Annotated in this window: 18 protein-coding genes; 12 read left to right on the top strand and 6 right to left on the bottom strand. The window is 73.3% G+C overall.

All coding sequences use genetic code 11. From position 1 onward, the window contains the following. Nucleotide 1 precedes the first annotated feature (1 nt). Both ACNF49_RS25475 and ACNF49_RS25470 read right to left on the bottom strand, forming a co-directional pair. A complete protein-coding gene (locus ACNF49_RS25475; RefSeq protein ID WP_482945227.1) occupies nucleotides 2-403 on the bottom strand; it encodes an SgcJ/EcaC family oxidoreductase in 402 nt (133 codons plus the stop codon). 11 nt (nucleotides 404-414) lie between these two features. After that, nucleotides 415-1,590: an acyl-CoA dehydrogenase family protein gene (locus tag ACNF49_RS25470; RefSeq protein ID WP_482945226.1), complete on the bottom strand. Its 1,176-nt coding sequence runs from the start codon at nucleotides 1,588-1,590 to the stop codon at nucleotides 415-417. 174 nt (nucleotides 1,591-1,764) lie between these two features. Here ACNF49_RS25470 and ACNF49_RS25465 point away from each other — a divergent pair, with 174 nt between their 5' ends. Then, the gene (locus ACNF49_RS25465) at nucleotides 1,765-2,973 is read left to right on the top strand and encodes an acyl-CoA dehydrogenase family protein (RefSeq protein WP_482945225.1); all 1,209 of its coding nucleotides are present in this window, start codon (nucleotides 1,765-1,767) and stop codon (nucleotides 2,971-2,973) included. A 95-nt stretch (nucleotides 2,974-3,068) separates the two neighbouring features. On the opposite strand, the gene ACNF49_RS25460 is transcribed toward ACNF49_RS25465, so the two are convergent. From ACNF49_RS25460 to ACNF49_RS25445, 4 genes are all read right to left on the bottom strand, one after another. Continuing rightward, nucleotides 3,069-4,616: an MFS transporter gene (locus ACNF49_RS25460; RefSeq protein ID WP_482945224.1), complete on the bottom strand. Its 1,548-nt coding sequence runs from the start codon at nucleotides 4,614-4,616 to the stop codon at nucleotides 3,069-3,071. A gap of 24 nt (nucleotides 4,617-4,640) precedes the next feature. Beyond that, complete coding sequence (locus tag ACNF49_RS25455; protein WP_357981999.1) at nucleotides 4,641-5,699, bottom strand: glucose-1-phosphate thymidylyltransferase; 1,059 nt, start codon at nucleotides 5,697-5,699, stop codon at nucleotides 4,641-4,643. A 131-nt stretch (nucleotides 5,700-5,830) separates the two neighbouring features. Further along, complete coding sequence (locus ACNF49_RS25450; protein ID WP_482945223.1) at nucleotides 5,831-8,725, bottom strand: AfsR/SARP family transcriptional regulator; 2,895 nt, start codon at nucleotides 8,723-8,725, stop codon at nucleotides 5,831-5,833. Nucleotides 8,726-9,110: 385 nt separating this feature from the next. After that, a complete protein-coding gene (locus ACNF49_RS25445) occupies nucleotides 9,111-9,305 on the bottom strand; it encodes a hypothetical protein (RefSeq protein WP_482945222.1) in 195 nt (64 codons plus the stop codon). Between the two features lie 367 nt (nucleotides 9,306-9,672). Here ACNF49_RS25445 and ACNF49_RS25440 point away from each other — a divergent pair, with 367 nt between their 5' ends. The 11 genes from ACNF49_RS25440 to ACNF49_RS25390 all read left to right on the top strand — a co-directional run bounded on the left by ACNF49_RS25440 (nucleotide 9,673) and on the right by ACNF49_RS25390 (nucleotide 26,157). After that, a complete protein-coding gene (locus tag ACNF49_RS25440) occupies nucleotides 9,673-9,999 on the top strand; it encodes a hydroxyisourate hydrolase (RefSeq protein ID WP_357982008.1) in 327 nt (108 codons plus the stop codon). Between the two features lie 18 nt (nucleotides 10,000-10,017). After that, complete coding sequence (locus ACNF49_RS25435; RefSeq protein ID WP_482945221.1) at nucleotides 10,018-11,772, top strand: 2-isopropylmalate synthase; 1,755 nt, start codon at nucleotides 10,018-10,020, stop codon at nucleotides 11,770-11,772. Between the two features lie 57 nt (nucleotides 11,773-11,829). Then, entirely contained in the window at nucleotides 11,830-14,400 is a 2,571-nt protein-coding gene (locus ACNF49_RS25430; RefSeq protein WP_482945220.1) for an AAA family ATPase, read from the top strand. Nucleotides 14,401-14,405: 5 nt separating this feature from the next. After that, nucleotides 14,406-14,600, top strand: coding sequence for a helix-turn-helix domain-containing protein (locus ACNF49_RS25425; RefSeq protein ID WP_482945219.1), 195 nt, complete (start codon nucleotides 14,406-14,408; stop codon nucleotides 14,598-14,600). 130 nt (nucleotides 14,601-14,730) lie between these two features. Then, complete coding sequence (locus tag ACNF49_RS25420) at nucleotides 14,731-14,919, top strand: acyl-CoA carboxylase epsilon subunit (protein ID WP_352366329.1); 189 nt, start codon at nucleotides 14,731-14,733, stop codon at nucleotides 14,917-14,919. Between the two features lie 35 nt (nucleotides 14,920-14,954). After that, complete coding sequence (locus tag ACNF49_RS25415; protein WP_482945218.1) at nucleotides 14,955-15,947, top strand: DUF1702 family protein; 993 nt, start codon at nucleotides 14,955-14,957, stop codon at nucleotides 15,945-15,947. A gap of 143 nt (nucleotides 15,948-16,090) precedes the next feature. Then, entirely contained in the window at nucleotides 16,091-17,068 is a 978-nt protein-coding gene (locus tag ACNF49_RS25410; protein ID WP_498702991.1) for a DUF1702 family protein, read from the top strand. Next, on the top strand, nucleotides 17,065-19,011 hold the full coding sequence (locus ACNF49_RS25405; protein WP_482945216.1) for a CRTAC1 family protein: 1,947 nt from the start codon (nucleotides 17,065-17,067) through the stop codon (nucleotides 19,009-19,011). Before ACNF49_RS25410 ends, ACNF49_RS25405 begins: the two co-directional genes overlap by 4 nt. 4 nt (nucleotides 19,012-19,015) lie before the next feature. Beyond that, complete coding sequence (locus ACNF49_RS25400; RefSeq protein WP_357982024.1) at nucleotides 19,016-19,987, top strand: enediyne biosynthesis protein; 972 nt, start codon at nucleotides 19,016-19,018, stop codon at nucleotides 19,985-19,987. Beyond that, nucleotides 19,984-25,725, top strand: a complete 5,742-nt coding sequence (locus ACNF49_RS25395) for a type I polyketide synthase (protein WP_482945215.1) — start codon at nucleotides 19,984-19,986, stop codon at nucleotides 25,723-25,725. Before ACNF49_RS25400 ends, ACNF49_RS25395 begins: the two co-directional genes overlap by 4 nt. Before the next feature lie 3 nt (nucleotides 25,726-25,728). Next, nucleotides 25,729-26,157 carry an acyl-CoA thioesterase gene (locus ACNF49_RS25390; RefSeq protein WP_352329445.1) on the top strand — a complete coding sequence of 143 codons (429 nt, stop codon included), beginning with the start codon at nucleotides 25,729-25,731 and terminating at the stop codon, nucleotides 26,155-26,157. Nucleotides 26,158-26,160 lie beyond the last annotated feature (3 nt).

Here is a 26,160-nt window from a genome sequence, read left to right as displayed (position 1 = left end):
CTCAGTCACGCGGGCTGTTCTGGTAGGCGGCCAGCTTCCACTGCCCGTCGCGGCGGACGGCCAGCCAGGAGGCGCGGACCGCGCGCTCGGGGGCGACCTCGCTCTCGCCGGCCGCCAGCACGCCGCCCTCGGTGGTCAGCAGGCAGACGTCCTCCGCGAGGAAACGCAGGTCGATGGGCTGCCCGGTGACCTGGGTGCCCTGGTACGGCCCGGCGAAGGCGTGGGCCATGAAGGCGCGGATCTCGGCCTGGCCCTTGCGGTACACGCCGGGCAGGATCATGGAGCCGTCCTGCGTGAAGACGGCGGCGAACGCCTCGGCGTCGTGGGCGGCCCAGGCGGCGATGATCTGCTGCGGCAGGGCGGCGACGGCGAGGGTCTGGTCGGGGGCCGACACGGTGGTCATGGCGATCTCCTTCAGATGTAGAGGGTGTCGGGTTCGAGGCCGCACAGAATCCGCCCGTACAGCTCGGCGTTGGTGTTGGGGTGCATGAGGGCGTGCTGGTTGACGGCGTGCACGTCGCGGGCGATGCGCTGGATGGGCACGTCGCTGTAGATGGAGGAGCCGCCGCTGGCGGTGGCCAGGATGTCGACGGCCTCCTTGGCCAGGCGGCAGACGGCGCCCATGTCGGCGCGGGCGCGTACGCGCTCCTCGACGGTCCACCCGGCGGAGTCGGCGTCCTTGGCGTCCACGGTGGAGGACAGGCGGTGGGCGTGGAACTCGGCCTGGTCGATCTTGAAGGTGGCCTCGGCGACCTGGAGGTGGGTCAGCGGGGCGGCGCTCTGGCTGGCGTACCCGGTGTAGGTGATCTTGCGGTCCGGCAGCCGCTCGAAGAAGACCTCGCGGGCGGCCTTGGCCAGGCCGAGCACGGTCCCGACCGAGGAGGCGGCGGCCACGGGCAGCAGCGGCGAGCGGTAGATCGGGGAGCCGGCGTTGGCGCCGTCGGCGTGCTGTCCCTGGAGGATCGCGCCCAGCGGCATGACCCGCGCGGCCGGGACGAACAGGTCCTGGGCCACGGTGCTGACGCTGCCGGTGCCGCGCAGGCCGGAGGTGTGCCAGTCGTCGATGACGGTCAGGTCGCTCATCGGCACCAGCGCCATGACCGGCTCGGGCTCGCTGTCCGGGCCGACGACGACGGCCACGATCTCCTGCCAGTGGCTGTGGTGGGCGCCGCTGACGAAGCCCCACTTGCCGTTGACCACGATGCCGCCCTCGGCGCGCACGGCCATCGCGGTGGGGCTGAGCGTGCCACAGATGCGCACGTCGGGGGTGGCGAACACCTCGTCCTGGACGGCCTCGGGGAAGTGGGCGGCCATCCAGGTCGGGATCCAGTAGACCGAGGCCGTCCACGCCGCGGCGCCGTCGGCGCGGCCCAGCTCGGCGGCGACCTCGACCAGGGTGCGCGTGTCCGCCTCGAAACCGCCGTAGCGGCGCGGCGTCCGCAGCCTGAAGACGCCGGCCTCGGCCAGCGCCTCGATCGTCTCCTCGTGCAGCCTGCGGTTCTCCTCCGCCCAGGCCGCGTTCCTGCGCAGGACAGGGCCTGCCTCCGTCGCGCGGCGGACGAGCTCTTCCCGCGCCGGAGCACCTGTCATCAACACCATGTCCTCCCGGGACGTCAGTCGAGACACTGCTCCCTGAACGTCCCATTCGCCGGTTGACGGGCGCATCTTCCGGCGTGCGGGATTGCCGGGCACGCACGGAGATGCGAAGGTCACCGGAGCCGGGCGAGCCTTGAGGGAAAACCCGAGACGAAGGGTTCGCGCAGCATGACAGCCGTCACCCACGCCCCCATGGCTCCGCCCGAGCCCGGGCTCACCCCCGACGAGATCGTCGCCAGGGCCGAGGCCATGGTGCCCGCCCTGGTCGAGCGCCAGGCCGAGACGGAGCGGCGCACCTACTACGCCCCCGACACCCACGAGGCGTTCGCCAGGGCGGGCTTCTACCGCATCCTGGTCCCCCGCCGCTTCGGCGGCTACGAGTTCGGCGTGGAGACCTTCATGCGGGTGTCGATGACGCTCGCGCGGGGCTGCCCGTCCACCGGCTGGATGTACTCCTTCGGCTCGGCGCACACGCTGGCGGTGGCCACGCTGTTCGGCGAGCGGGCCCAGAGCGAGCTGTTCGCCTGCGGGGACTTCGTCTGCCCGGCCACGGTCGCGCCCGGCGGCTCCGCCCGTCCGGACGGCGAGGGCGGGTGGCTCCTCGACGGCACCTGGAGCTACTGCTCGGGAGCCCCGTACGCCACCCACTTCATGGGCCACGTCGTCGTGGACGGGCAGCCGATGTTGTTCGTCGCGCCGCGCGACCAGTGGCGCCGGCTGGACGACTGGGGCGGCCAGCTCGGCCTGAAGGGCAGCGGCTCGCACAGCATCGCCATGGACGGCGGCCGCGTCCCCGGCCACCTCACGCTGCCGATCCACCTCAGCCAGGCCGTCGTCACCGGCGGCACCCCGGGCCGGGAGCTGCACGGCAACCCCGAGTACGGCGGCGGCCCGCTCAGCGTCATGCTGCTCGGCAGCGCGGCCGTCGTGCTGGGCATGGCCCAGGGCGCCCTGGACGCCTACGAGGAGCTGATGCGCACCAGGACGACCATCTTCCCGCCGTTCACCACCCGCGCCGAGGACCCCGACTACCAGTCCTGGTACGGCGAGGCCGCCGGCATGCTCGCCGCCGCCGAGGCGGCCATGACGAACGCCGTCCAGCAGTGGAGCCGGACCTGCGCGGCGGGCCCGGAGGCGTTCACCAGGGAGCGGGACGTGCGCCTGGCCACCGTCAGCCGCGAGGTCGCCCGGCTGGCCTGGCGGGCCGTGGAGGGCTGCCTGTTCCCGACGGCCGGTTCCAGCGCGGTCAGGGACGGCCAGCGCATGGAGCGGATCTGGCGGGACATGTCCACCACGCACAGCCACGCCGGGTTCGCGATCTACCTGGCGGCCCTGGCCAACCGGGAGCTGTCCCGCGCCCGGTTCGGCCTGACCTGAACCTCCGGAAGACCAAGGCGGGCCCGGTCACCCGGGCCCGCCTTCTCGTGTGCTCAGTCTGGTGTGCTCAGTCTGGTGTGCTCAGTCTCGTGTGCTCAGTCCACCAGGACGGGCTCCTGGTCCGGCTGGTGGTGACCGTCGTGGACCCCGGCGAAGGGCGCCACGCCGCGCAGCCGGACCAGCGCGAGCACGGCCAGCACGGTGCACAGGGCCGCGCTCGCCCACGCGACCGCGTGCAGCCCGGTGGTGAACGCCTCGCGGGCCGCGCCGAGCAGCGCCGCGCCCTGGTCGGCGGGCAGCTGCCCGGCCACGGTGACCGCGCCGGTGATGCTGTCCTGGGCGAGCGCCGGGGTGCCGGCGGGCGGGGTGAACGTGCCCCGGTAGACCGCGGTGCCGAGGCTGCCCAGGGTCGCCACGCCGAGCGCGACGCCGAACTCGCCGCCGGTGGCCACCAGCGAGGCGGCCGAACCGGCCTGCTCCGGCGGGCTGGTGCTCATCGCCACCTGGTTGATCATGCCGCCGACCGGCCCGACGCCGAAGTAGCACACGCCGAGGAAGACGATCAGCGCGGTCACCGCGCCCACGACGACCTGGGTGAGCAGGAGCTGCCCGACGACCGCGATCAGCATGCCGCCGCCCAGCAGGTACGCCGGCCGCACCCGGCTGGCCAGCCGCGGGGTCAGGTTGATCGAGACGATGAGCGCGACGGCCGGGCCCAGCAGCCACAGCCCCGCCTCCAGCGGCGACATGCCCTCGACCGTCTGCAGGAACAGCGCGACCTCCATCCCGGTCCCGGTCTGCAGCGCCCCGCACAGCAGCCCGATCAGCACCGCGGCGGTGAACGCGCGGTGGCGGAACAGCCGCACGTCCAGCAGCGGGTGTGCCAGAGCGCGCTGGCGGTGCACGAACACCGCGCCCAGGAGCAGCCCGGCGGCGACCGCGACGGCCGGACCGGCGCCCCAGCCGTCGCGGGCGACCGCCTTGAGCCCGTAGATCAGCGGCAGGATCGCCGCCAGCGACAGCACGACGCTGACCAGGTCGATCCGGCCGCCGGAGGGATCGCGGAACTCCGGCAGCAGCGGGGCCGCTGCCAGCAGCAGGAGCATGACCGGCACGCCCATCAGGAAGACCGACCCCCACCAGAAGCGCTCCAGCAGCGCGCCGCCGACCACCGGGCCGAGCGCGATGCCGAGCATGAAGGCCGTGCCCCAGGCGGCCATGGCCAGGCCGAACTGCCGGGGGTCGCGGAACATGACGCCGATCAGGGACAGCGTCGAGGGCAGCAGCGTGGCCCCGGCGACGCCGAGCAGCGCGCGGGCCACGATCAGCATCTCGGGGCTGGTGGAGAAGGCGGCCAGGAGCGACAGCAGGCCGAAGGCCGCGCCCCCGGCCAGCAGCAGCCGCCGCCGGCCGATCCGGTCGCCGAGCGAGCCCATGGTGACCAGGAAGCCGGCGGTCATGAAGCCGTAGATGTCGGTGATCCACAGTTGCTGGGTGGCGTCCGCGCCCAGGTCGGCGCTGAGGTGCGGCAAGGCCAGGAACAGCACGCTGATGTCCAGGGCCACGAGCATCGTGGGCAGGAACAGCGCCACCAGCCCGAGCCACTCTTTCCGCCCCGCGCGCGGGGCGCCGTCGTCGGTCACGTCCTCACTCCTTGTTCCCTGGGTTCATGTGGTCAGCTCGATCCGCGTGTGGTCGCCGACCACGAGACGGTGGTCGCTGCGGCCGGGAGCGACGGTGGTGTAGCGCCCGATGAGCGAGCCGCGCAGGCCGCTGGCGGCCACGATGGAGGCGCCGTCGAGCACGATGGAGTCGGACAGGCGGGTGGAGCGCACCACGCAGTCGCGTCCGATGGAGGTGCCGGGCCCGATGTGGCTGTCCACGATCAGGGTGTCCGGGCCGATGATCGCCGGTCCCTCGACGACGGAGGCGACCACCCGCGCGCCGGGGCCGAGCACGACGTCGCCGCGTACCAGGCTGGCGGCGTCCACGTGGCCGGCGATGTCGCGGGAGAGCCGGGCCAGCAGCCGCCGGTTGCACTCCAGGACGTCCTCGACGCGGCCGGCGTCGCTCCAGTAGCCGCGGTAGAGGCTGGCCCGCACCTCCTGGCCGGAGGTGAGCAGCCACTGGACGGCGTCGGTGATCTCCAGCTCGCCCCGGCGTCCGGGGACGATGCGGTCCACCGCCTCGTGGACGGCGGGGGTGAAGAAGTAGACGCCGGTCATGACCAGGTCGCTGCGCGGATGTTCCGGCTTCTCCACCACCCGCAGCACCGCGCCGGTCTCGTCGGTCTCGACGACGCCGAACGGCCGGGGGTCGGCCACCCGGTGCACCACGATCTGGGCGGCCGGGCGCAACGCGTGGAACTCCTCGGCGATCGGGCCGATGCCGTCGGCCAGGACGCAGTCGCCGAGGTACATGACGAAGTCGTCGCCGCCGAGGAAGGGTCGCGCCAGCTTGACGCAGTGGGCCAGCCCAAGCGGGCGGAGCTGGCGGATGTAGGTGACGCGCGTCCCGAACCGCGAGCCGTCGCCGACGACCTCGGCGATCTGCGCCTCCCTGTCGCCGACCACGAGGCCGATCTCGGTCACGCCGAGCGCGCGCAGACTATCCAGCACGTGCTCCAGGACCGGTTTGTTGGCGATCGGGATGAGCTGCTTCGGCATGGAGTGGCTCAAGGGACGCATGCGGGTGCCCGACCCGCCGGACAGCACCAGAGCCTTCATGCTCGCCAGAATCCCAACGCCGAGCCCCCGCGGGCATCTCTGACAGTGCGGGATGACGGTGCGGGGCGACGGTGGGGGACGACGCGGGACAGTGCGGGGCGACGGTGCGGGGCGAGGCGGCGAGGTTCGGGCTAGCCGATGCCCTCCACCAGCCCGGCGGCCGAGGACAGGTTGTCACGCAGCCGCTGACCGGCCCGTTCGTCGACCGTGTCGGCCAGTTCGTGCACCCGCGACAGCGCCCGTTCGGCCGCGCTGGCGTCGCCGAGGGCGACCAGCACCTCGCTCAGCATCGTGAGCGTCTGCGCCTCGAACAGCGGCGCGCGCATCTGGCGGAACAGCGTGACCGCCTTGCGCAGGCGGCCGATCGCGTCGCCGGGCTCGTTCGTGGTGACGGCCAGCTCGCCCAGCCCGGCCAGGGCGTGCGCCTCGGCCAGGCGGTGGCGGGCGGTCTCGGCCACGGCCAGCGCCCGGCGCAGCAGGTCGCCGGCCTCGCGCAGGCGCCCCCTGCGCAGGTGGGCGATGCCGAGGCCGTGCAGGGCGAAGGACTCGCCGACGGTGTCGCCGATCTCCTCCACCAGCGTGAGCGCCTCCTCGAACGCGCCGGCCGCCAGCGCGAACTCCTCGGCCTGCAGGTGCACCCGGCCCATCCGGTGCAGGATCTGGGAGATGATGCGCCGGCTGCCGCCGCTCTTCCCGCGGACCAGCGCCTCGGCCAGCATGATCTTGGCGTCGTCGATGTCGCCGCACTCCGACCGGATGGCGGCCAGGTTGTCCAGCGTGTGCGCGGCCGAGATCTGGTCGCCGATGTCGGTGAAGATGGCCAGCGCCTGCTCCAGGTGCGTCGCGGCGGCATCGAGCTGGCCGTTCATGCGTTCCAGGAACGCCAGGTTCCGCCGGGACCGGGCGATCTGCACCACGTTGCCGGTCTTCTCGAACAGCGTCAGGGCGGCCTCGAAGTCGCGTCTGGCCTCGCCGAAGTGCTGCTCGGTCTGGGCCAGCGTGCCGCGCACGCACAACATCTCGGCCTGGCCGCGCTCGTCTCCCGCCCGGCGGGCGGCCTCCAGGGCGATCTCCTGGATCTCGCGCCAGTCGTCGAGGTAGACGTGCAGCTCGAAGAAGGGCTCGGCGTTCATGGCGGTACGCCAGCACAGCTCCACGAACCCGGCCTGGGCGGCCTGGCGGATGCCGGCCAGCAGCACGTGGCGCTCGCGTTCGAACCAGCCGATCGGGTCGGCGACCAGCCGCTCGACCAGCTCGGCCGGGAGCGGCGAGTCGGTGCCGGGCCGCAGGTGGGGGCCGGCGGGCGGGCCGTACTCGCGGGTCCTGGCGGTCTCGGTGAGGCGGTGCAGCGCGTCGAGCACGCGGGCCAGCGCCGCGCTGCGCTCGGCGGGCGGCTCCTCGGCGGCCAGGCGTTCGTGGGCGTAGACGCGGATGAGGTCGTGGAAGCGGTACTGGACGTTGACGTTCCTGCCGACCCCGGCGACCTCGATGAGCTGGGCGTCGACCAGGTCGTCGAAGAGGTCCTGGGCGTCGGCCAGCGGCCGGTCGAGCAGGGCGGCGCCGGTCCAGGCGGAGAAGATGTGCGAGTGCAGGATGGCCAGCCGGCGGAACAGGCAGCGGGCCTGCTCGGTGAGCGCGTCGTAGGTGAGCGAGAGGCTGGCCCTGATGCCCATGTCGCCGTGCTTGAGCTCGTCGAGCCGGCGGGCCTCGTCGCCGAGCCGGTCCACGAGCTGCTCCACGGCCCAGTGGGGGCGTGAGGCCAGGCGGGCGCCGGCGATGCGCAGCGCGAGGGGCAGGAAGCAGCACAGCTCGGCCAGTGCGGCGGCCGACTCCGGCTCGGCCCGTACCCGCTCGGCCCCGGCGATGCGGGACAGCAGCTCGACGGACTGGGCGGCGTCGAAGAGGTCGACGTCCACGTGGGTGGCGCCGGCCAGCCCGCCGAGCCGGGTCCGGCTGGTGGTGATGACGGCCGAGGTCGGGCTGCCGGGTAACAGCGGCAGCACCTGGCTCTCGGCGGCGGCGTCGTCGAGCACGATCAGCATCCTGCGGTCGGCCAGCAGCATGCGGTACAGCTCGGCCCGCTCGCCGAGGGTGTCGGGCAGCGCCGTCCCCTGCACGCCGCAGGCCCGCAGGAACCGGTCGAGCACCTGCATCGGGTGGACCGGGCGGGAGACGCCGCCGTGCAGGTCGGCGAAGAGCTGGCCGTCGGGGAAGTGCGCGGCGACGCTGTGCGCGGCGTGCACGGCGATCGTGGTCTTGCCGATCCCGGCCCGCCCGGCGACCGCGATGACGGGCACGGCGAAGCGGCCGTCCCCGGCCAGGGGGACGGTCACCCGCTGCCTGATGACGTCGAGCTGGGCCTGCCGCCCGATGAAGTCGGCGATGTCGGAGGGGAGCATGCCGGGCACCGCGGGCGGACGGGCGGGCGGCTCGGCCGGGGCCGCCGCGGGCGGCGGCTGCGCCTCCAGGCTCTCGTCGGAGGTGAGGATGGCCGACTCGAGCTGCTGCAGCCGTTCGTTGGGCTCGATGCCCAGCTCCTCGACGATGACCCGCCGCGCGTCGCGGTAGACCTGGAGCGCCTCGGCCTGCCGTCCTGAGCGGTAGAGGGCGACCATGAGCTGGGCGGCCAGCCCCTCCCTGAGCGGGTGTTCCTGGACGAGCGCGGCCAGCTCGCCGACGAGCTCGTGGTGGCGGCCGAGGTCCAGTTCGAGCTGCACGCAGTCCTCGTTGACGGTGACGCGCTGCTCGGCGATCCCGCTGGCCAGCGCCTGCACGGCCCTGCTGTCGATGCCGTCGAAAGCCGGGCCGCGCCACAACGCCAGCGCCTCGCGGTAGTGCTGGATGGCCTCGGGGAAGGAACGTCCGTCGCGAGCCTTGCGGGCCCGGCTCACAAGGCTCTCGAAACGGCGTGCGTCGATCGCGTCGGCGGGGGCACGCAACATGTAGCCCTGCCGGGTGGTGACGATCATCTCGGGGTGGCCGTGGGCGCTGAACAGGCGCCTGAGCGCGGAGATGCAGATCTGCACCTGCGCACGCGACGTGGCCGGGGGTCCTCGTCGTAGATCGCCTCGACGAGGCGGTCCAGAGTGACCGAGTGATTGGCGTTCAGGATCAGGACGGCGAGGACGATCTGCTGCCGCGCCCCGCCCAGATCGAGCTGTCTCTCGCTCGCAGTTACCTCGAGCGCACCCAACACGCGAAACTCCACCCGCATCCCCTCAAACAAATCATCGCCCTCGGTCAAAGATCTTTCCCGACGCGACCGGAATCCGGGCGTGATTGCCATGATGAGCGGCGTAACTGGTGCTTACCCCTCAAAAGTTTCTGCCATGGTTGGGTGGATGGTACAACGCCATTGGGTATGTGGCCAGTTTTGGAGCGTTTCAGGGTGATCCGTGTTGCCTGTCACCGTCAGCGCTGAAAGACACCCTCGATCAGGCCCCAGGGCCAGTCCATCGTGCCGTTGACGGTGTCGTGCTGGCCGGCGGACGGAACGGCGTGCGCGGGGGCCGGCGCGGCGGCGATGGCGGCGAAGCCGGCCAGCGCGGCGAGCAGCAGGGCGATGGTGAGGCGGACGCGGGCGGTGATGACGGTGGTCGCGGTCATTTCGATCTACCTCCGGGTGATTACCGCGGTCTTCGTGCGCGGCTTCGGAAATGACGCTCACACGGTGCGCAATTCGCCCTTTATCCATCTTCTTTTCACCGGCCATCAGCGCACGTTGGACGCTGTGCGCACCGATCCCCGCACCCCCGGCGATAGCCGCGATAGCGCAAAATAAGGCGGGCGCCTCTTTTCGTCATCGGCGGCGATCGGACGGCGATAGCGCGGCGATAGCGGAGGGAGGTCCGGCGGATAGGCGGCGGCGCGAGCCTTGGGCGCGAGCCCGGGCGGCGCGACGTGTCGTCGTCCGGGTGGCCATGTGCGCGGACGGCCCGCGCGGACCACTCGGAGAGGTTCGATGGGAATAGCGGTGCAAGCCCAGGACGCGGTCTACGGCCGGGGTGCGGCTGACCTGCACGTACGCCTGGACCATGACGCCGACGGGCAGTGGGTGCTCGAAGCCGAGACCCGTACGGACCAGGACGGGTCGGTCAGCGAGTGGGCCGACCGCCCGCTCGACCGCGGCCTGTACCGCATCGTGTTCGCCACCGACCCGTACTTCGTCGGGCTCGGGCTGCGGCCGGCGTATCCGGAGATCGTCGTCACCTTCCGCATGGTGGACGAGACCGCCGTGAACCACATCGTCGTGCTGATCTCGCCGCATTTCTCGACCGTCTATTTCGGATCGCTCAGCTGAGGGACAGTGAGGCCGGACATGAAGATCAGCCGCTATCGACCCTTCCCCCGGATGCCGCTCGGCGACCGCGCCTGGCCGGACGCCGCGCTCACCGCGCCGCCGCGCTGGTTGTCCACCGACCTGCGGGACGGCAACCAGGCGCTGCCCAGGCCCATGGACCCCGGCCGCAAGCTGGTGCTGTTCGACCTGCTGGTGGGCATGGGCTACAAGGAGATCGAGGTCGGCTTCCCGGCGGCGAGCCAGGACGACTACGACTTCGTCCGGCTCCTGGTCGAGCGCGACCGCATCCCGGACGACGTGTGCGTGACCGTGCTGACCCAGGCGCGCGACGAGCTGATCGAGCGCACGGTGGAGAGCGTGAGCGGGGCGCCCAGGGCGACGATCCACCTCTACAACGCGACCTCGCCGCTGGCGCGGCGGCTGGTGTTCGGGATGAGCCGGGACGAGTGCAAGGACCTGGCGGTCCAGGGAACCCGATTAGTCATGAAATATGCCGATAAATTACTCGAAGAGGGTGATGTTCGGTTTCAGTACTCGCCTGAGCATTTCCACGACACCGAGCCCGACTTCGCGCTGGAGGTCTGCGCGGCCGTCATGGACGTCTGGCAGCCGGGCCCGGACCGGCCGATCATCCTGAACTTCCCCACGACGGTCGAGCGCTCGACGCCCAACGTGTTCGCCGACCAGATCGAGTGGCTGCACCGCAACCTGCCGCACCGCGAGCACGTCTGCCTGTCGGTGCACACGCACAACGACCGCGGCACCGGGGTCGCGGCGGCCGAGCTGGCGATGCTGGCCGGCGCCCAGCGCGTCGAGGGCTGCCTGTTCGGCAACGGCGAGCGGGCGGGCAACGTCTGCCTGGTCACGCTCGGCCTGAACCTGGCCACCCAGGGCGTCGACCCCGGCATCGACTTCTCCGAACTCGACCGGGTGCGGCGCGTCGTCGAGGAGTGCACCGGGCTCGCGGTGCCGCCGCGCCACCCGTACGGGGGCGACCTGGTGTTCACCGCCTTCTCCGGCGGGCACCAGGACGCGATCAAAAAGGCGTTCGACGCCATGGACCGGGAGGCGGCCCGTACCGGGAGCGATCCGGCGCGGCTGCCGTGGGAGGTGCCGTACCTGCCGGTGGACCCGCGCGACCTGGGGCGCACGTACGAGGCGGTGGTCCGGGTCACCAGCCAGTCGGGCAAGGCGGGCCCGGCGTACCTGCTGAACGCCCGGTACGGGATCACGCTGCCGCGCGGGCTGCAGATCGAGCTGGGCCGGGCCGTCCAGGCGATGGCGGAGGCCGGGCAGGGCGAGGTCGAGCCGGAACGGATCAGGCGGCTGTTCGAGCAGGAGTACCTGACGCCCGGCGCCTCCCCCGGCGACCTGCCCGGCGACCTGCCCGGCGACCTGGCCGGGACGGTGGCCACGCTGCACGTCGACGGCGGCGCGTACGGGCAGGCCCGGCCCGACACGGCGGCGGCGCTGCGCGCGGCGCTGGAGGCCGCCGGCGTCCGGGTCCGGGCCGTGCACCACCTCGACGGCGCGGCCGGCGCCGCCGGCGGCGAGGTGACCGTCTACGCCCGGTGCGGCCTCGACGGCGGCACGGCGTGGGGCGCCGGCGCCGCGCCCGACGCGGTCGCCGCGGCCCTGGCCGCCGTGCGCACCGCCGTGGCCCGCGCCCGCCGCGCGGCCCCGCCGCCCACCGCAACCGCCCCTGAGCTGCCCCTTCCGGAGCCCGGACGCCGGCGCGCGGCCAGGAACCGGCGGCTGATGGCGGGACGATAGAGATCGAATACCACCCCGGCCTAGCGTGAGCGTAACACGACATGTGGGGAGACGGCCATGACTCTCATCGAACGGCAGGAGGAGATGTCCTGCCTGGAGTCGCTCGTCGCCAACGCCATCCTCGGCCGTGGACGGGTCGCGCTGGTCAGCGGGCCCGCCGGGACGGGCAAGAGCGCGCTGCTGCGCGCGTTGTCCGAACAGGCCATAGAGCTGGGCGCGCTCGCGGTGACGGCGACAGGATCGCGGATGGAGCAGGACCTGCAGCTGGGCCTGCTCCGCCAGCTCATCCAGGACGCCCCCTTGGTCGAGGAGGAGCGCGAGCGCTCGGAGAAACTGCTGGCGGAGGGCGTGCGGACCGCGACCGCGGCGCACGCCGACGCCGAGCGGCTGCTCGACCCGCAGGTCGTGCACGCCCTCGTCACGGTGCTGCTCGACCTGTCCGAACGCTGCCCGCTGGTGGTCGTCGTGGACGACGTGCACCACGCCGACCGCACCTCCCTGCTCTGCCTGGCCTACCTGGCGCGGCGGGTGCGCAACGCGCGGATCGTGGCGGTGTTCGCGCTCAACGACCGGCAGGGCACGGACGGTCCGCTGGAGACCGACCTGCTGCGGCTGCCGCACTGCCTGCGCCTGCAGCTCGCCCCGCTGTCCCGCAGGGGCGTGGCCGCGCTGGTGGCGGGCCAGGTGGGGCTCAGCGCGACCGAGCGGTTCGCCGACGAGTGGCACACGATCAGCGGCGGCAACCCGCTGCTGGCCGGTGAGCTGGCCGCCGACTACCGCCAGCACCTGCGGGCCGTGGAGGAGCCGCCGCGCGAGCTGGTCGTCGGCGACCGGTTCGTCCGGGCGGTCGAGACGTGCCTGCGGCGCAGCCACCCGCGTACCGTCCGGGTGGCGCAGGGCCTGGCCATCCTCGGCGAGGCCGACGGGCTGGCCGAGATGCTCGAACTGCCCGCGGTCGACGTCAGCAGGGAACTGCTCACGATCGGCGCGACCGGCCTGCTGCGCGGCGGCGGCTACCGGCACGAGGCGGTGCGCTCGGCGGTGCTGGCCGGCATGGACCTGTCCGAGCGCAAGGAGCTGTACCGCCGCGCCGCCGAGCTGGCCTACACGCGCGGCGTGCGGCCCGGCGTGGTCGCCGACCGCCTGCTCCAGGCCGCCCGGGTCGAGGCGCCGTGGGTGGTGCCCACGCTGGAGGAGGCCGCGCTGGCCGCGCTGCGCAAGGGCGAGGTGGAGTCGGCGGTGGCCTACCTGAAGCTGGCCTGGCGCGAGTGCACCGACGAGCTCCAGCGCTCCAAGCTGATGACCATGCTCGTCCGCGCGGAGTGGCGGATCAACCCGGCCGCCCCCGCCGGGCACCTGGACCAGCTCACCGAGGCGCTGCAGAAGGGCAGCCTGCACGGCAGCGACGCCGTCGTGCTGGCCCGCGCGCTGCTGTGGCACGGCCGCTTCGAGGACGCCCGCGACGTGCTGGAGCAGCTCAACCAGGAGGCGTCGGCGTCCGACCACGCGACGCTGGCCGAGCTGGTCGTGGCGCAGCTGTGGCTGCGGGTGACCTGTCCGCCGCTGGCCGCCTACGTGGCCAACCCGCCGCGGGAGCACATCCTGGCCGGGATGGTGTCGGTCGCCGTCAACCGGCGGCTGGAGTCCACGCTCGCCCTGGCCGAGGTGCTCACCCACGGCCCCCGGGAGCACAACCTCGACGCCGTCGAGCGCATCCTGGAGGGCGAGCGGCTGGACGAGATGTCCCTGGACGTCGTGGAGAACTCGCTGCTGGCCCTCACCTACGCCGGGCGCTGCGAGCGCGCGGCGCCGCTGTGCGACCTGTTCGGCGACGAGGCAGCGGCCCGTCAGGCGCCGAGCCGCCGGGCCCGGCTGGCGGCCATCCGGGCCGAGATCGCGATCCGCCAGGGCGACATGCCCGCGGCCGAGCGGCACGCCCGCATCGCCTTGGACACGATCCCGATGAGCAGCTGGGGCGTGGCCATCGGCGGCCCGCTGGCCAGCCTGATCATCGCGCTGACCGCGATGGGCCGGCACGAGGCCGTGCGCGACCCGCTGGACCGGCCGGTCGCCGAGGCCATGTTCCAGACCCGCTACGGCCTGCACTACCTGTACGCCCGCGGCCGCTACAACCTGGCCGGCGAGTCGTTCGTGGCGGCCCTGCACGACTTCCTGCGCTGCGGCGAGCTGGTGACGGCCTGGGGCCTGAACAACCCGGCGCTGATCCCCTGGCAGGCCGACGCGGCCGAGGCGTGCCTGCGGATGGGCCAGACCGAGGAGGCCAGAGAGCTGATCAAGGCCCACCTGGACGGCTGCGGCCCCGGCGCCTACCGGGGACGCGGCATCGGGATGCGGCTCAAGGCGGCCGTCTCCGAGCCGGCCCGCCGTCCGGCGCTGCTGCGCCAGGCGGTGGAGTACCTCCAGCTCGCCGGCGACCGGTACGAGCTGGCCAGGGCGCTGTTCGACCTGGTGGAGGCGTACGAGGCGCTGGGCGAGTTCCGGCGGGCCCGGACGGTGGCCGGACGGGCGCAGGCGGCGGCCCTGGAGTGCGGGGCCGAGCCGATGATCGGCGCGCTCAGCCGGGCGGCGGACGCGGACGGCGCGCCGTCCCCCTGCCGGGCGACCTGATCGGGGTGCTGAGCGTCGGCGAGCGCCGGGTCGCCGCGCTGGCGGCGGCCGGTTACAGCAACCGCGAGATCGCGGCCAAGCTCTACATCACGATCAGCACCGTCGAGCAGCACCTGACCCGCACCTACCGCAAGCTGAACATCCGCCGCCGGGCCGACCTCCCGCTCGTGGTGGAGTTCGACGACACCGCCCAATCCTGACCCGGGCCGACCCGGTCCGGCGAGCCTTCCGCCGCCGGACCGGGTTCACCCGTGCTCACCTGTGCTCCCGGCAGGCACCGGGCATGCAGGAAGTTGCGGCCGCGCGGGCCCGCGGGCGAGCGTCGAAGGCATGGAACTCACCGTGGTGCGGGGGCAGGCGACCCCCGAGGAACTCGAAGCGGTCGTCGCGGCGGTCTTCCGCCGCCTGGCCGAGGCGGCCGAGCGCGAGGCGTCGGCCTGGTCCGATCCGTCCGTATTGGTGCGCAGCCCGCTGCCCGGCGGTGGCGGCGACTGGCGGCTGGCGGCCTGGGCGAGCTGACCCGGGTCTTCACGGTACTGGAGGAGGAGCACACCATGTCGTCTCTGCTCGGTTCGCTGCGCCGGCTCGTGCTGGCGCCATCCCTGGCCGACGTGACCTTCGGCGCACGCGGCTTTCCCGTCGTCCCCTCGGCGCTCACCGGGCGCCTGGAGGCCATCCCGCAGGCCGTCGTGTGCGGCTTCGAGTGGGGCATCGACGTCCGCGACCAGTGGGAGATCGAGCGCCGGCTGTCCCTGGTGGACGTCGAGCAGCGCGGCTTCGCCTACGAGGGCGCGACGATGGCCTTCACCGTGCTGGACGCCATGGGCGGCGGGCGCGGGCGGCGTACCCGGGACCTGCTCATGGGCCCGGGGCAGCCGCACATCTTCCTGGCCTACATCGGCATCGGCTTCGCCATGGCCCGGCTGCCGCGGGTGTTGTGGAAGAAGGTGCTGCCCGACCTGGACGGCACCCCGTACCACCCGGTGATGAGCTGGCTGGCCGTGGACGGCTACGGCTTCGACCTGGCCTACTTCCACACCCGCCGGTACGTGGACGGGCAGCAGGTGCCGGCCCCCTACCCCTGGCAGGGCGACGCGGCCTACTTCCCGCGCGCCGTGGACCAGGGCGTCGGCCGGGCGTTGTGGTTCATCCACGGCGGCCGGCCGGGCGACGTGGCCGCGGCGGTGCGCGCGTTCGCCGCGGGGCGGCAGGCGGACCTGTGGAGCGGGGTGGGGCTGGCGGCCACGTTCGCCGGATGCGCGGCGGGCGCGGCGGCGGTGCTGCGCGAGGAGGCCGGGGAGCACCGGGGCGAGCTGGCACAGGGCTCGGTCTTCGCGACCAAGGCCCGGCACTACTCGGGGTTCGTCCCGGAGCATTCGGCGGCCACGGGCGCGGTGCTGACGGGGCTCGACGTGGCCGGCGCGGTCGCGCTGGCCGACGACGGCGAAGTAGCCGCGGGCACGTCGGAACGCGTCCCGGATTACGAGCTGTGGCGCGGCAGGGTGCGCGCGCATTTCGCGGCGGAGGCCGAGATCCCGGCCCGCTGAGCGTTTCCCGGAATAGGCACGTCATTCGCTTTCGCACGCCCAAAAATGAGCCTCCGAGCTGAGCAAACCCGAAGTTGTCCGGCCACCGGGCGGCATGTGTCAATGAAATTGGATTGTTCGGGCTATAAGCGGCGGAGGCTCAATTGGCAAGCGCATTGCGGTCACTCAGACGCAGAATTCTGGTGCCGGACGTCGGCGAGACGAAAGTCGAAAAGCGCGGCTTCTGGGTGAAGAACGCGGCGTCCACTGAAATACTGGAGACGGTCGGCGAATACTTTCTCGCCGGTTACGCCCACGCCGTGGAGTCGCGCACCGTCGCCGAGGCCGAGGACCGGCTCGAAGAGGTGCCCGCCCGCTTCCGCGGCTTCGCCTACGAGGGCGCGGGCATGGGCTTCGCCATCCTGGACTGCATGACCTTCGGCGACCTGCGCCGGGTCAACGCCTTCCTCCAGGGACGCGGGCACCACCACAACTACATGATCTACGTGGGGATCGGCTGGGCCATGGCCCGGCTCCCCCGCTTCCTGTGGCCCAAGCCCCGGCTGCTGGACCCGCTGCTGCTGTGGCTGGTCCACGACGGGTACGGCTTCCACCAGGCCTACTTCCACACCGACCGGTACGTGCACCAGCAGGTGCGCGAACCCCGCTTCTCCTGGCCGGCCGGCCAGGAGGACTACGCGGCCCACGCCCTCGACCAGGGCATCGGCCGCGCGCTGTGGTTCGTCGCCGGCACCAGCGCCGAGCGGGCGGTCACACTGCTCGAACGGTTCCCCGAGTCCCGCCACGCCGACCTCTACGCCGGCATCGGCCTGGCCGCCACCTACGCGGGCGGCGCCGACGAGGCCGAGCTGCGGTGGCTGCGCGAGCGCGCCGGAGCGCACCGGGGGCCGCTGGCCCAGGGCAGCGTGTTCGCCGCCGAGGCCAGGATCCGCGCCGGGCTGCTCTTCCCGCACACCGAGTCGGCCGTGGGCGTTCTCTGCGGCACCACGGCGGAGCAGGCGGCCGAGGTGAGCCGCGTGACCCGCCCCACCGCGACAGCACAGGACTCGCCGCCCGCCTATGAGGGGTGGCGCCGGCGCATCGCCGAGACGTTCGTCTTCCATGGAGGTGTTCCCTCGTGAGCTCGGTAGCCGCGTGGTTGCGCAAGCAGGCGGCGGGAGTCGCCGCACTCGCGCTGATGATCGCCGTCTTCGCGATCGGCCACCCGACCTTCGCCTCGGACGCGACCAAGGCCGACATGGCCGGCGCGTACGGCTTCAAGTCCCTGGCGATCGCCATGCCGGGCGGCGGCCCGGCCAAGACCGTCCGCAAGGTGAACCAGGCCTACAAGCACATCGACGCCTGGATCTCCTCCGTGGGGGCCGCGATCGCGCTGAACGACCTCGACGGCAACGGCAGGGACGACGACCTGGTGATCGTGGACCCGCGTACCGACCAGGTGGTCGTCACCCCGGCGCCGGTCGAGGGCGGCGGCGAGCGGTACCGGCCGTTCGCACTGTCGCTCGGCTCGCTGCCGGTCACCGACGCGATGGCGCCCATGGGCGCGGTGCCCGCCGACTACAACGACGACGGCCGGACGGACCTGCTGGTCTACTGGTGGGGCCGCACGCCCACGCTGCACCTGCAGCGGCCCACCGCGGCCCGGTTCGAGGCCGCCGCCTTCGACGCGGCCGAGCTGGTGCCCAACGCGGGCGGCGCGAAGTACACCGGCGAGCTGTGGAACAGCAACGTCGCGACCGTCGCCGACTTCGACGGTGACGGCAAGCAGGACATCTTCGTCGGCAACTACTTCCCCGACGGCAGCCCGATCCTCGACAGCCGCGTGGACGGCGGCGTGCAGATGAACCACTCGCTGTCCAAGGCCCTCAACGGCGGCCGGGACTACTTCTTCCGCGGCACCGGCAACGGCGGCTTCACCCGCCTGGACGGCGTGCTGCCGCCGGACGTCTCCACCGGCTGGGAGCTCGGCGCGACCAGCACCGACCTGGACGGCGACGGCCTGCCCGAGCTGCTGCTGAACAACGACTTCGGGCCCGACCACCTGCTCTACAACACCTCCTCCCCCGGCGCCATCAAGTTCTCCGCCACCACCGGGGCGCACGAGATCGGCGTGCCCAAGTCGAAGGTGCTCGGCGAGGACTCCTTCAAGGGCATGGGCTCGGACGCCGGCGACCTCAACCACGACGGAGTCCTGGACTTCTTCGTCAGCAACATCACCACCCCGTACGGCATCCAGGAGAGCAACTTCACGTTCCTGTCCACCGTCAAGACCCAGGCCGAGCTGCGCGAGAAGCTGCGGCAGGGCGAGGCGCCGTGGAAGGACCTCAGCGCCGAGCTGCGCACCGCCTGGTCCGGCTGGGGCTGGGACCCGAAGATCGAGGACTTCGACAACGACGGCGAGAACGAGATCGTCCAGGCGACCGGGTTCGTCAAGGGCGACGTCAACCGCTGGCCGCCGCTGCAGGAGCTGGCCGCCGCCAACGACGGCGTGACCAGCAACCCCAAGTCGTGGCCGAACGTCACCGAGGGCGCCGACATCGCCGGCGCGCAGACGCTGGCCTTCTTCGCCAAGGGCCCCGACGGCCGCTACGCCAACCTGTCGGAGCAGCTCGGCCTGGCCGTGCCCGTGCCGACGCGCGGCATCGCGACCGGGGACGTCAACGGCGACGGCCTGATCGACTTCGCGGTGGCCCGCCAGTGGGAGGCCCCCGCCTTCTACCTCAACACCAGCCGGTCGGCGGGCTCGTTCCTCGGGCTGCGCCTGCAGTACGACACCCCCTCCGCGGCCGGCCCGCTGCCCGCCGCCGGGTCGCCGGTGATCGGCGCGACGGTGACCGCGACCACGCCCGACGGCCGCTCCTTCGTCGGCCGCGTGGACGGCGGCAGCGGCCACTCCGGCAAGCGCGCGCACGCGGTGCACATCGGCCTCGGCGCGAACGTCACCGGCCCCGTGCGGGTCAAGCTGAGCTGGCGCGACCGCGCCGGACAGCGGCACCAGCAGGAGCTCACGCTCACCCCCGGCTGGCACACCCTCCAGCTCGGCTCGCAAGCGAAGGAGAAGTGACGGCATGGCCGCCAAGACGATCACCCCGCCACGTCACGATCCCAAAGTGATCACGGCGCTGCGCCGGTTCGCGATCTCGATCACCATCTTCAACATCCTTGGCTACACCGTGCTGGGGTTCGAGCAGCCGTGGTCGTGGCCGTTCGTGGCGCTGGCCACCGGCTACACCGTGGAGATCATCCTTGAGGTGATCGGCGCCCGCCAGGAGGGCCGCGCGCCGCGCTTCCTCGGCAACGGCCCGCGCGGGCTGATGGAGTTCCTCTATCCCGCGCACATCACCTCCATCGCGCTCAACATGCTGATCTACGTCAACGACCAGGTGCTGGTCATGATGTTCGGCGTGACCGTCGCCGTGGGCGCCAAGTGGGTGCTCAAGGCTCCGGTGCGCGGGCGGATGCGGCACTTCATGAACCCGTCCAACTTCGGCATCGCGATCATCCTGCTGCTGCTGCCGTGGGCCAGCATCGCGCCGCCCTACCACTTCACCGAGAAAGTCGACAACCCGATCGACTGGATCATCCCGGGGATCATCATCATCGGCGGGACCATGATCAACGGGAAGCTGACCGGCCGCATGTGGCTGATCGGCGGATGGGTGGGCGTCTTCGCCCTCCAGGCCGTGGTGCGCGGGCTGATCATCGACGACATCTCCATCCTCGGCGGGCTGTCGATGATGACGGGGGTGGCGTTCATCCTGTTCACCAACTACATGATCACCGACCCGGGCACGAGCCCGTCCAGACCGCTGTCCCAGGTCGCCTTCGGCGGCGGCGTGGCCGTGGTGTACGGCCTGCTCATGGGGATGAACATCCCGTACGGGATCTTCTTCGCCACGGCGGCGGTCTGCCTGATCCGCGGCGGCTTCCTGTGGGCGCTGCACATCGTCAACAAGGCGCGCGAGCTCGACGCCGCCAGGGTCAGCGCAGCCGCCGCCCAGGCGCTGCAGCACGCGCGGGAAGAGGTCGCGAAGGCATGACGAGGATCGCGATCGTCGGCATGGCCTGCCGGTACCCTGACGCCGCCTCGCCCAGGGAGCTGTGGGAGAACGCGGTGGCCGGCCGCCGCGCCTTCCGCCGGCTCCCGGACGAGCGCATGCGGCTGGAGGACTACTGGGACCCCGATCCCGCAGCGCCGGACCGCTTCTACGCCAAGACCGCCGCGGTCATCGAGGGCTACGCCTTCGACCGGGTGGCACACAAGATCGCCGGTAGCACGTACCGGTCGACCGACCTGGCCCACTGGCTGGCCCTGGACATGGCCGGCCGGGCCCTGGCCGACGCCGGGTTCGCGGGCGGCGAGGGGCTGCCGCGCGAGCGCACCGGGGTCGTCGTGGGCAACACGCTCACCGGCGAGTTCACCCGCGCGAACGTGCTGCGGCTGCGCTGGCCGTACGTGCGGCGCACCCTGGCCGCGGCCCTGAAGGAGCAGGGCTGGGACGACGAGCGCCTGGCCGCGTTCCTGGCCGACTACGAGGCCGCCTACAAGAGCCCCTTCCCGCCGGTGGACGAGGACACGCTGGCGGGCGGGCTGTCCAACACGATCGCCGGGCGCATCTGCAACCACTTCGACCTCAACGGCGGCGGCTACACCGTGGACGGCGCCTGCTCCTCGTCCCTGCTGTCGGTGGTGACGGCCGGCAAGGCGCTGGCCGACCACGACGTGGACGTGGCCGTCGCGGGCGGCGTGGACCTGTCCATCGACCCGTTCGAGGTGATCGGGTTCGCCAAGACCGGCGCGCTGGCCAAGAGCGACTTCCGCCTGTACGACCGGCACTCCAACGGCTTCTGGCCGGGCGAGGGCTGCGGCATCGTCGTGCTGATGCGCGAGGAGGACGCGCTGGCCGCCGGGCGGCGGATCTACGCCACGATCGCCGGCTGGGGCGTCTCCTCCGACGGCAAGGGCGGGATCACCCGTCCGGAGGTGAGCGGCTACCTGCTCGCGATGCGCCGCGCGTACGACAAGGCCGGGTTCGGCCCCGAGAGCGTCGAGCTGTTCGAGGGCCACGGGACGGGCACGGCGCTCGGCGACGCGACCGAGCTCACGGCCCTGTCGCGGGCCAGGGCCGCGGCCGCGCGCCCGGCCGCGGTCGGCTCGATCAAGGGCATGATCGGCCACGCCAAGGCGGCGGCGGGCGTGGCGGGCCTGATCAAGGCGGCCATGGCCGTGCACGAGCAGGTGCTGCCGCCGACCATCGGGTGCGTCGACCCGCACCAGGTGCTCACCGACGAGGGCGCCACGCTGCGGGTGCTGCGCACGGCCGAGCCGTGGCCGCAGGGCGCGCCGCTGCGCGCCGCGGTGACCGCCATGGGCTTCGGCGGCATCAACACGCACGTGGTGCTGGAGAACACCGGCCCGCGGCGGCGGGTGTCCAGCCGCGTCAAGGCGCTGGCCGCCGCGTCCCAGGACGCGGAGCTGTTCCTGCTGGACGGCGGCACCTGGGACGAGCTGCGCGGCCTGGTGTCGGAGCTGCTCGACTTCGTGCCCAAGGTGTCCTACGGCCAGCTCGCCGACCTGGCCGCCACGCTGCGCGGGCGGCTGCGCGGCCTGCCGTTCCGGGCGGCCGTCGTGGTCTCCTCGCCCGACGACGCCGTACGGCAGCTCACCCGCGTGCTGACGGCGCTGGAGTCCGGCGAGAACACGCTGTCCACCCCCGACGGCAAGGCGTTCGTCGGCCGCGCCTCGGCACGGCCGCGGATCGGCTTCCTCTTCCCCGGGCAGGGCTCGGGCCGCGGGACCGACGGCGGCGCGCTGGCCAGGCGCTTCGCCGACGTCGCCGAGGTGTACACCACCGCGGCGCTGCCCGCCGACGGCGACATGGCGGCCACCGAGGTCGCCCAGCCGCGCATCGTCACCGGCTCGATGGCGGGCCTGCGCGCGCTGTCGCTGCTCGGCATCGAGGCGGACGCGGCCGTCGGGCACAGCCTGGGCGAACTGTCGGCCCTGCACTGGGCGGGCGCGATGGACGAGGACGCGCTGCTGCGCGTGGCGACCAAGCGCGGCCGGGCGATGCGGGAGCGCAGCGAGCCGGGCACGATGGCCGGCGTGCGGGCCGCGCCGGAGACCGTGCTGGAGCTGGCCGGCGACCTGCCGGTGGTGATCGCCGGGTACAACGGGCCGCTCCAGACCGTCGTCGCCGGGCCGGTGGCGGCGGTGGAGGAGGCCGGGCGCGCGGCCGAGCGCGCCGGGCTGACCTGGACCAGGCTGAACGTCTCGCACGCCTTCCACTCGCCCCTGGTCGCCCCGGCGGCCGAGGCGCTGGCCGGATACCTGGCGGAGGAGCGGTTCGGGCCGGTCGCCCGGCGGGTCGTCTCCACCGTCACCGGTGACGACCTGGCCGCCGGGACCGACGTCCCGGCGCTGCTGCACCGGCAGATCACCGCGCCCGTGCTGTTCGCCCAGGCGCTGGCCGCGCTGGCCGCGGACGCGGACCTGCTGGTCGAGGTGGGCCCCGGCCGGGTGCTCAGCAGGCTGGCGGCCGAGCTGACCGACGTGCCGGCCGTCGCGCTGGACACCGACAGCGAGTCGCTGGCCGGGCTGCTCGGCGTGGCCGGCGCCGCGCACGTGGCGGGCGTGCCCGTCGCCTGCGAGGAGCTGTTCCACGGGCGGCTGGTCAAGCCGCTGGAGATCGGCGCGACGTTCTCGTTCTTCACCAGCCCGGCCGAGCAGGCGCCGCAGGTGCGCGTCAAGGCCGCCGCCCCGCAGCCGGCGGAGCGGGCGGCCGAGCCGGACGGCGGGACGGGCGGCGGGACGGCGGCGCGGCCCGGCGAGTCCACGGTCGAGCTGCTGCGGCGGCTGGCCGCCGAACGCGCCGAGCTGCCGCTGGAGATGGTGACCGAGGACAGCAAGCCGCTGGACGAGCTGCACCTCAGCTCGGTCACCGTCATGCACATCATCGATCAGGCCACCCAGCATCTGGGCGTGCCCGCGGGCATGGCGCCGGCCAACGTCGCCACCGCGACGCTCCAGGAGCTGGGCGAGGCCCTGGACCGGCTGGCCGCGCAGCCGCGCGCGCAGTCGGCGCGGGGCGTGGCCGGCGCGGCGCCGTGGGTGCGCCCGTTCGCCGTGGACCTGGACGAGCAGCCGCGGCCCCGGCGGGCGGCCGCGGAACGCGCGGGATCGTGGCAGGTGTTCGCGCCCGCCGGTGCGCCCCTGGCGGGGCCGCTGCGCGAGGCACTCGAAGGGGAGAAGATCGGTTCCGGTGTCCTGGTGTGCCTACCCGCGCGGTGCGCGGCCGACGACCTGGAGCAGGCGCTGCTCGGCGCCAAGGCGGCCCTGGCCGGCGGGCCGGGCACCCGGTTCGTCCTGGTCCAGCACGGCCGGGGCGCGGCGGGGCTGGCCAAGACGTTCCACCTGGAGAGCGGCCTGCCCACCACGGTCGTGCACCTGCCGCAGGACGCGCCGCAGGCCGCCGCCTGGATAGCGGCGGAGGCGGCGGCCACGACGGCGTTCAGCGAGGTGCACTACGACGCCGGCGGCGTGCGGCGGGTGCCGACGCTGCGGGCGCTGCCGTACCGGCAGGAGCGGGCGGAGGAGCCGCTGACCGGCTCCGACGTGCTCCTGGTGACCGGCGGCGGCAAGGGCATCACCGCCGAGTGCGCCATGGCCATGGCCGGTGCGGCCAAGGTGGCCGTGCTCGGCCGCTCCGACCCGGCCCAGGACGAGGAGCTGGCCGCGAACCTGCGGCGCATGGCCGCGACCGGGCTCACCGTCCACTACGCCAGGGCCGACGTCACCGACGCCGCCCAGGTGCGGACGGCCGTGGCCGCGGCCGAGCAGGCGCTCGGGCCGGTCACCGCCGTCCTGCACGGCGCCGGGCGCAACGAGCCCGAGGGCATCGCCGGGCTGGACATGGACGCCTTCCGCCGCACGTTCGCCCCCAAGGTGGACGGCCTGCGCAACGTGCTGGAGGCGGTCGAGCCCGGACGGCTGCGGCTGCTGGTGACGTTCGGCAGCATCATCGGCCGGGCGGGCCTGCACGGCGAGGGCCACTACGCCACCGCCAACGAGTGGCTGGCCGACCTGACCCGCGAGGCGGGCGAGCGGCACCCGGGCTGCCGGGCGATCTGCATGGAGTGGTCGGTCTGGTCCGAGGTCGGCATGGGCGAGCGGCTGTCGGTCGTGGACCGGCTGGTCGAGCAGGGCATCACGCCGATCCCGGTGGACCGGGGCGTGGAGATCATGCGCCGCCTGGTGAGCGACCCCGACGCGCCCGGCGTCGTGGTGATCAGCGGGCGCACCGAGGGCATCCACACCGTGCGCCGGGAGGAGCCGGAGCTGCCGCTGCTCCGCTTCGTCGGCGCGCCGCTGGTCCGCTACCACGGCGTGGAGCTGGTCAGCGAGGTCGAGGTGAACGCCGGGACCGACCTGTACCTGGCCGATCACCTGCTGGACGGCAACCTGCTGTTCCCGGCGGTGTTCGGGCTGGAGGCCATGGCGCAGGTGGCGTACGCGGCCACCGGCCGTGCCGGGACGCCCGTCGTGGAGCAGGCGGAGTTCGTCCGGCCGATCATCGTACCACCCGACGGGAGCACCACGCTCCGGGTGGCGGCGGCGGTCACCGGGCACGACACGGTCGCGGTCGCCATCCGCAGCCAGGAGACCGGCTTCGACGTCGACCACTTCACGGCCGTGCTGCGCCTGGACGCCGGCGCACCGCCCGCGGGCCCGCCCGAGCAGTCCGGCGACGAGCTGCCGCCGGTCGCGCTGGACCCCGACACCCAGCTCTACGGCGAGGTGCTCTTCCAGGGCCGGCGCTTCCAGCGGCTGCGCCGCTACCACCGGGCCGCGGCCCGCGAGGTGGACGCCGACCTCCAGGTGGCGCAGGAGTGCGACTGGTTCGCCGGGTACCTCCCGCCGGACCTGCTCCTGGGCGACCCCGGCATGCGGGACGCGCTGATGCACGGCAACCAGGTGTGCGTGCCCGACGCCACCCTCCTGCCGACCGGCATCGAACGCGTCCACCCGGCCGGGGCCGCGCTGTCCGGCGCGGACGAGGTGCGCTACTGCGCCTCCGAGCGGTCCAGGGACGGCGACGCCTACGTCTACGACGTCGCGGTCCGGACGAAGGACGGCGAGGTCGTCGAACGCTGGGAGGGGCTGCGGTTGCAGGCCGTGCGGAAGAAGGGCGGGGCCGGTCCGTGGGCGGCGCCGCTGCTCGGCCCGTACCTGGAGCGCACGCTGGAGGACCTGACGGGCGCGCGGGTCGCGGTCGTCGTGGAGCCGGGCGAGGGCACCGGCGACCTGGCCGTGGCCCGGCTCGGCGCGACCCCGGCCGCGACCTCCGGCACCCCGGCGGGCACGGCGGAGGCCGTGCGGACGGTGTCGGCGCACGTGCCGGGGCTGACGGTGTGCGTGGCCGCCCCAGGGCCGCTGGCCTGCGCCGTCGAGCCCGTCACCCCCGCCGGGCCCGGCGACCCGGGCGGCGACCCGGGCGACGGCCGGGACGCGCTCGCCGGCGAGATCGCCGCGGCCTCCGGGGAGGACGCGGACACCGCCCGCGCCCGCACCCGCGCCGCGCTCGCCTGCCTGCGCACCGCCGGAACGGCAGCGGGAACGGCGGCGGGGACGGACGTGCCGCTCGCGGTGACCCGGGCCGGGGCCGACGGATGGGTAGTGCTGACCGGCGGCGGCGCGGCCGTGGCCACGCTCGCCACCCGGGTGAACGGCCTGCCCGCCCCCGTCGTCGTCGCGATACTCACCGAAGGGCGGTCCTAGCCCATGGGCACCTACTACGAGTACCTGCACACGGTCGGCTTCGAGGAGACCAACCTCGTCGGCAACGTCTACTACGTCAACTACCTGCGCTGGCAGGGACGCTGCCGGGAGATGTTCCTCATGGAACGGGCCCGGGACGTGCTGGCCGACCTGCAGGACGACCTCAAGCTGTTCACGCTCAAGGTCGACTGCGAGTTCTTCGCGGAGATCACGGCCTTCGACCAGCTGTCCATCCGGATGCGCCTGATCGAGCTGGCGCAGACGCAGATCGAGTTCGGCTTCGACTACGTCCGGGTCACCCCGGGCGCGCCCGAGGTCCTCGTCGCCCGCGGCAGGCAGCGGGTGGCCTGCATGCGGGGGCCGAACACCAAGACCGCGCCGGCGAGGGTGCCCGAGCCCCTGGTCAGGGCGCTCGAACCGTACCTGGCCTAGAAA

Source organism: Actinomadura sp. ATCC 39365 (assembly GCF_054392275.1).
The sequence above is the reverse complement of the archived record's forward strand: the minus strand, read 5'-3'. Positions and strand labels throughout refer to the sequence as shown.

Coding starts and splice junctions, on each gene's coding strand:
- ACNF49_RS25475 (WP_482945227.1), bottom strand. CDS start 403: ATGACCACCGTGTCGGCCCCCGACCAGACCCTCGCCGTCGCCGCCCTG.
- ACNF49_RS25470 (WP_482945226.1), bottom strand. CDS start 1,590: ATGACAGGTGCTCCGGCGCGGGAAGAGCTCGTCCGCCGCGCGACGGAG.
- ACNF49_RS25465 (WP_482945225.1), top strand. CDS start 1,765: ATGACAGCCGTCACCCACGCCCCCATGGCTCCGCCCGAGCCCGGGCTC.
- ACNF49_RS25455 (WP_357981999.1), bottom strand. CDS start 5,699: ATGAAGGCTCTGGTGCTGTCCGGCGGGTCGGGCACCCGCATGCGTCCC.
- ACNF49_RS25445 (WP_482945222.1), bottom strand. CDS start 9,305: ATGACCGCGACCACCGTCATCACCGCCCGCGTCCGCCTCACCATCGCC.
- ACNF49_RS25435 (WP_482945221.1), top strand. CDS start 10,018: ATGAAGATCAGCCGCTATCGACCCTTCCCCCGGATGCCGCTCGGCGAC.
- ACNF49_RS25430 (WP_482945220.1), top strand. CDS start 11,830: ATGACTCTCATCGAACGGCAGGAGGAGATGTCCTGCCTGGAGTCGCTC.
- ACNF49_RS25420 (WP_352366329.1), top strand. CDS start 14,731: ATGGAACTCACCGTGGTGCGGGGGCAGGCGACCCCCGAGGAACTCGAA.
- ACNF49_RS25415 (WP_482945218.1), top strand. CDS start 14,955: ATGTCGTCTCTGCTCGGTTCGCTGCGCCGGCTCGTGCTGGCGCCATCC.
- ACNF49_RS25400 (WP_357982024.1), top strand. CDS start 19,016: ATGGCCGCCAAGACGATCACCCCGCCACGTCACGATCCCAAAGTGATC.
- ACNF49_RS25395 (WP_482945215.1), top strand. CDS start 19,984: ATGACGAGGATCGCGATCGTCGGCATGGCCTGCCGGTACCCTGACGCC.
- ACNF49_RS25390 (WP_352329445.1), top strand. CDS start 25,729: ATGGGCACCTACTACGAGTACCTGCACACGGTCGGCTTCGAGGAGACC.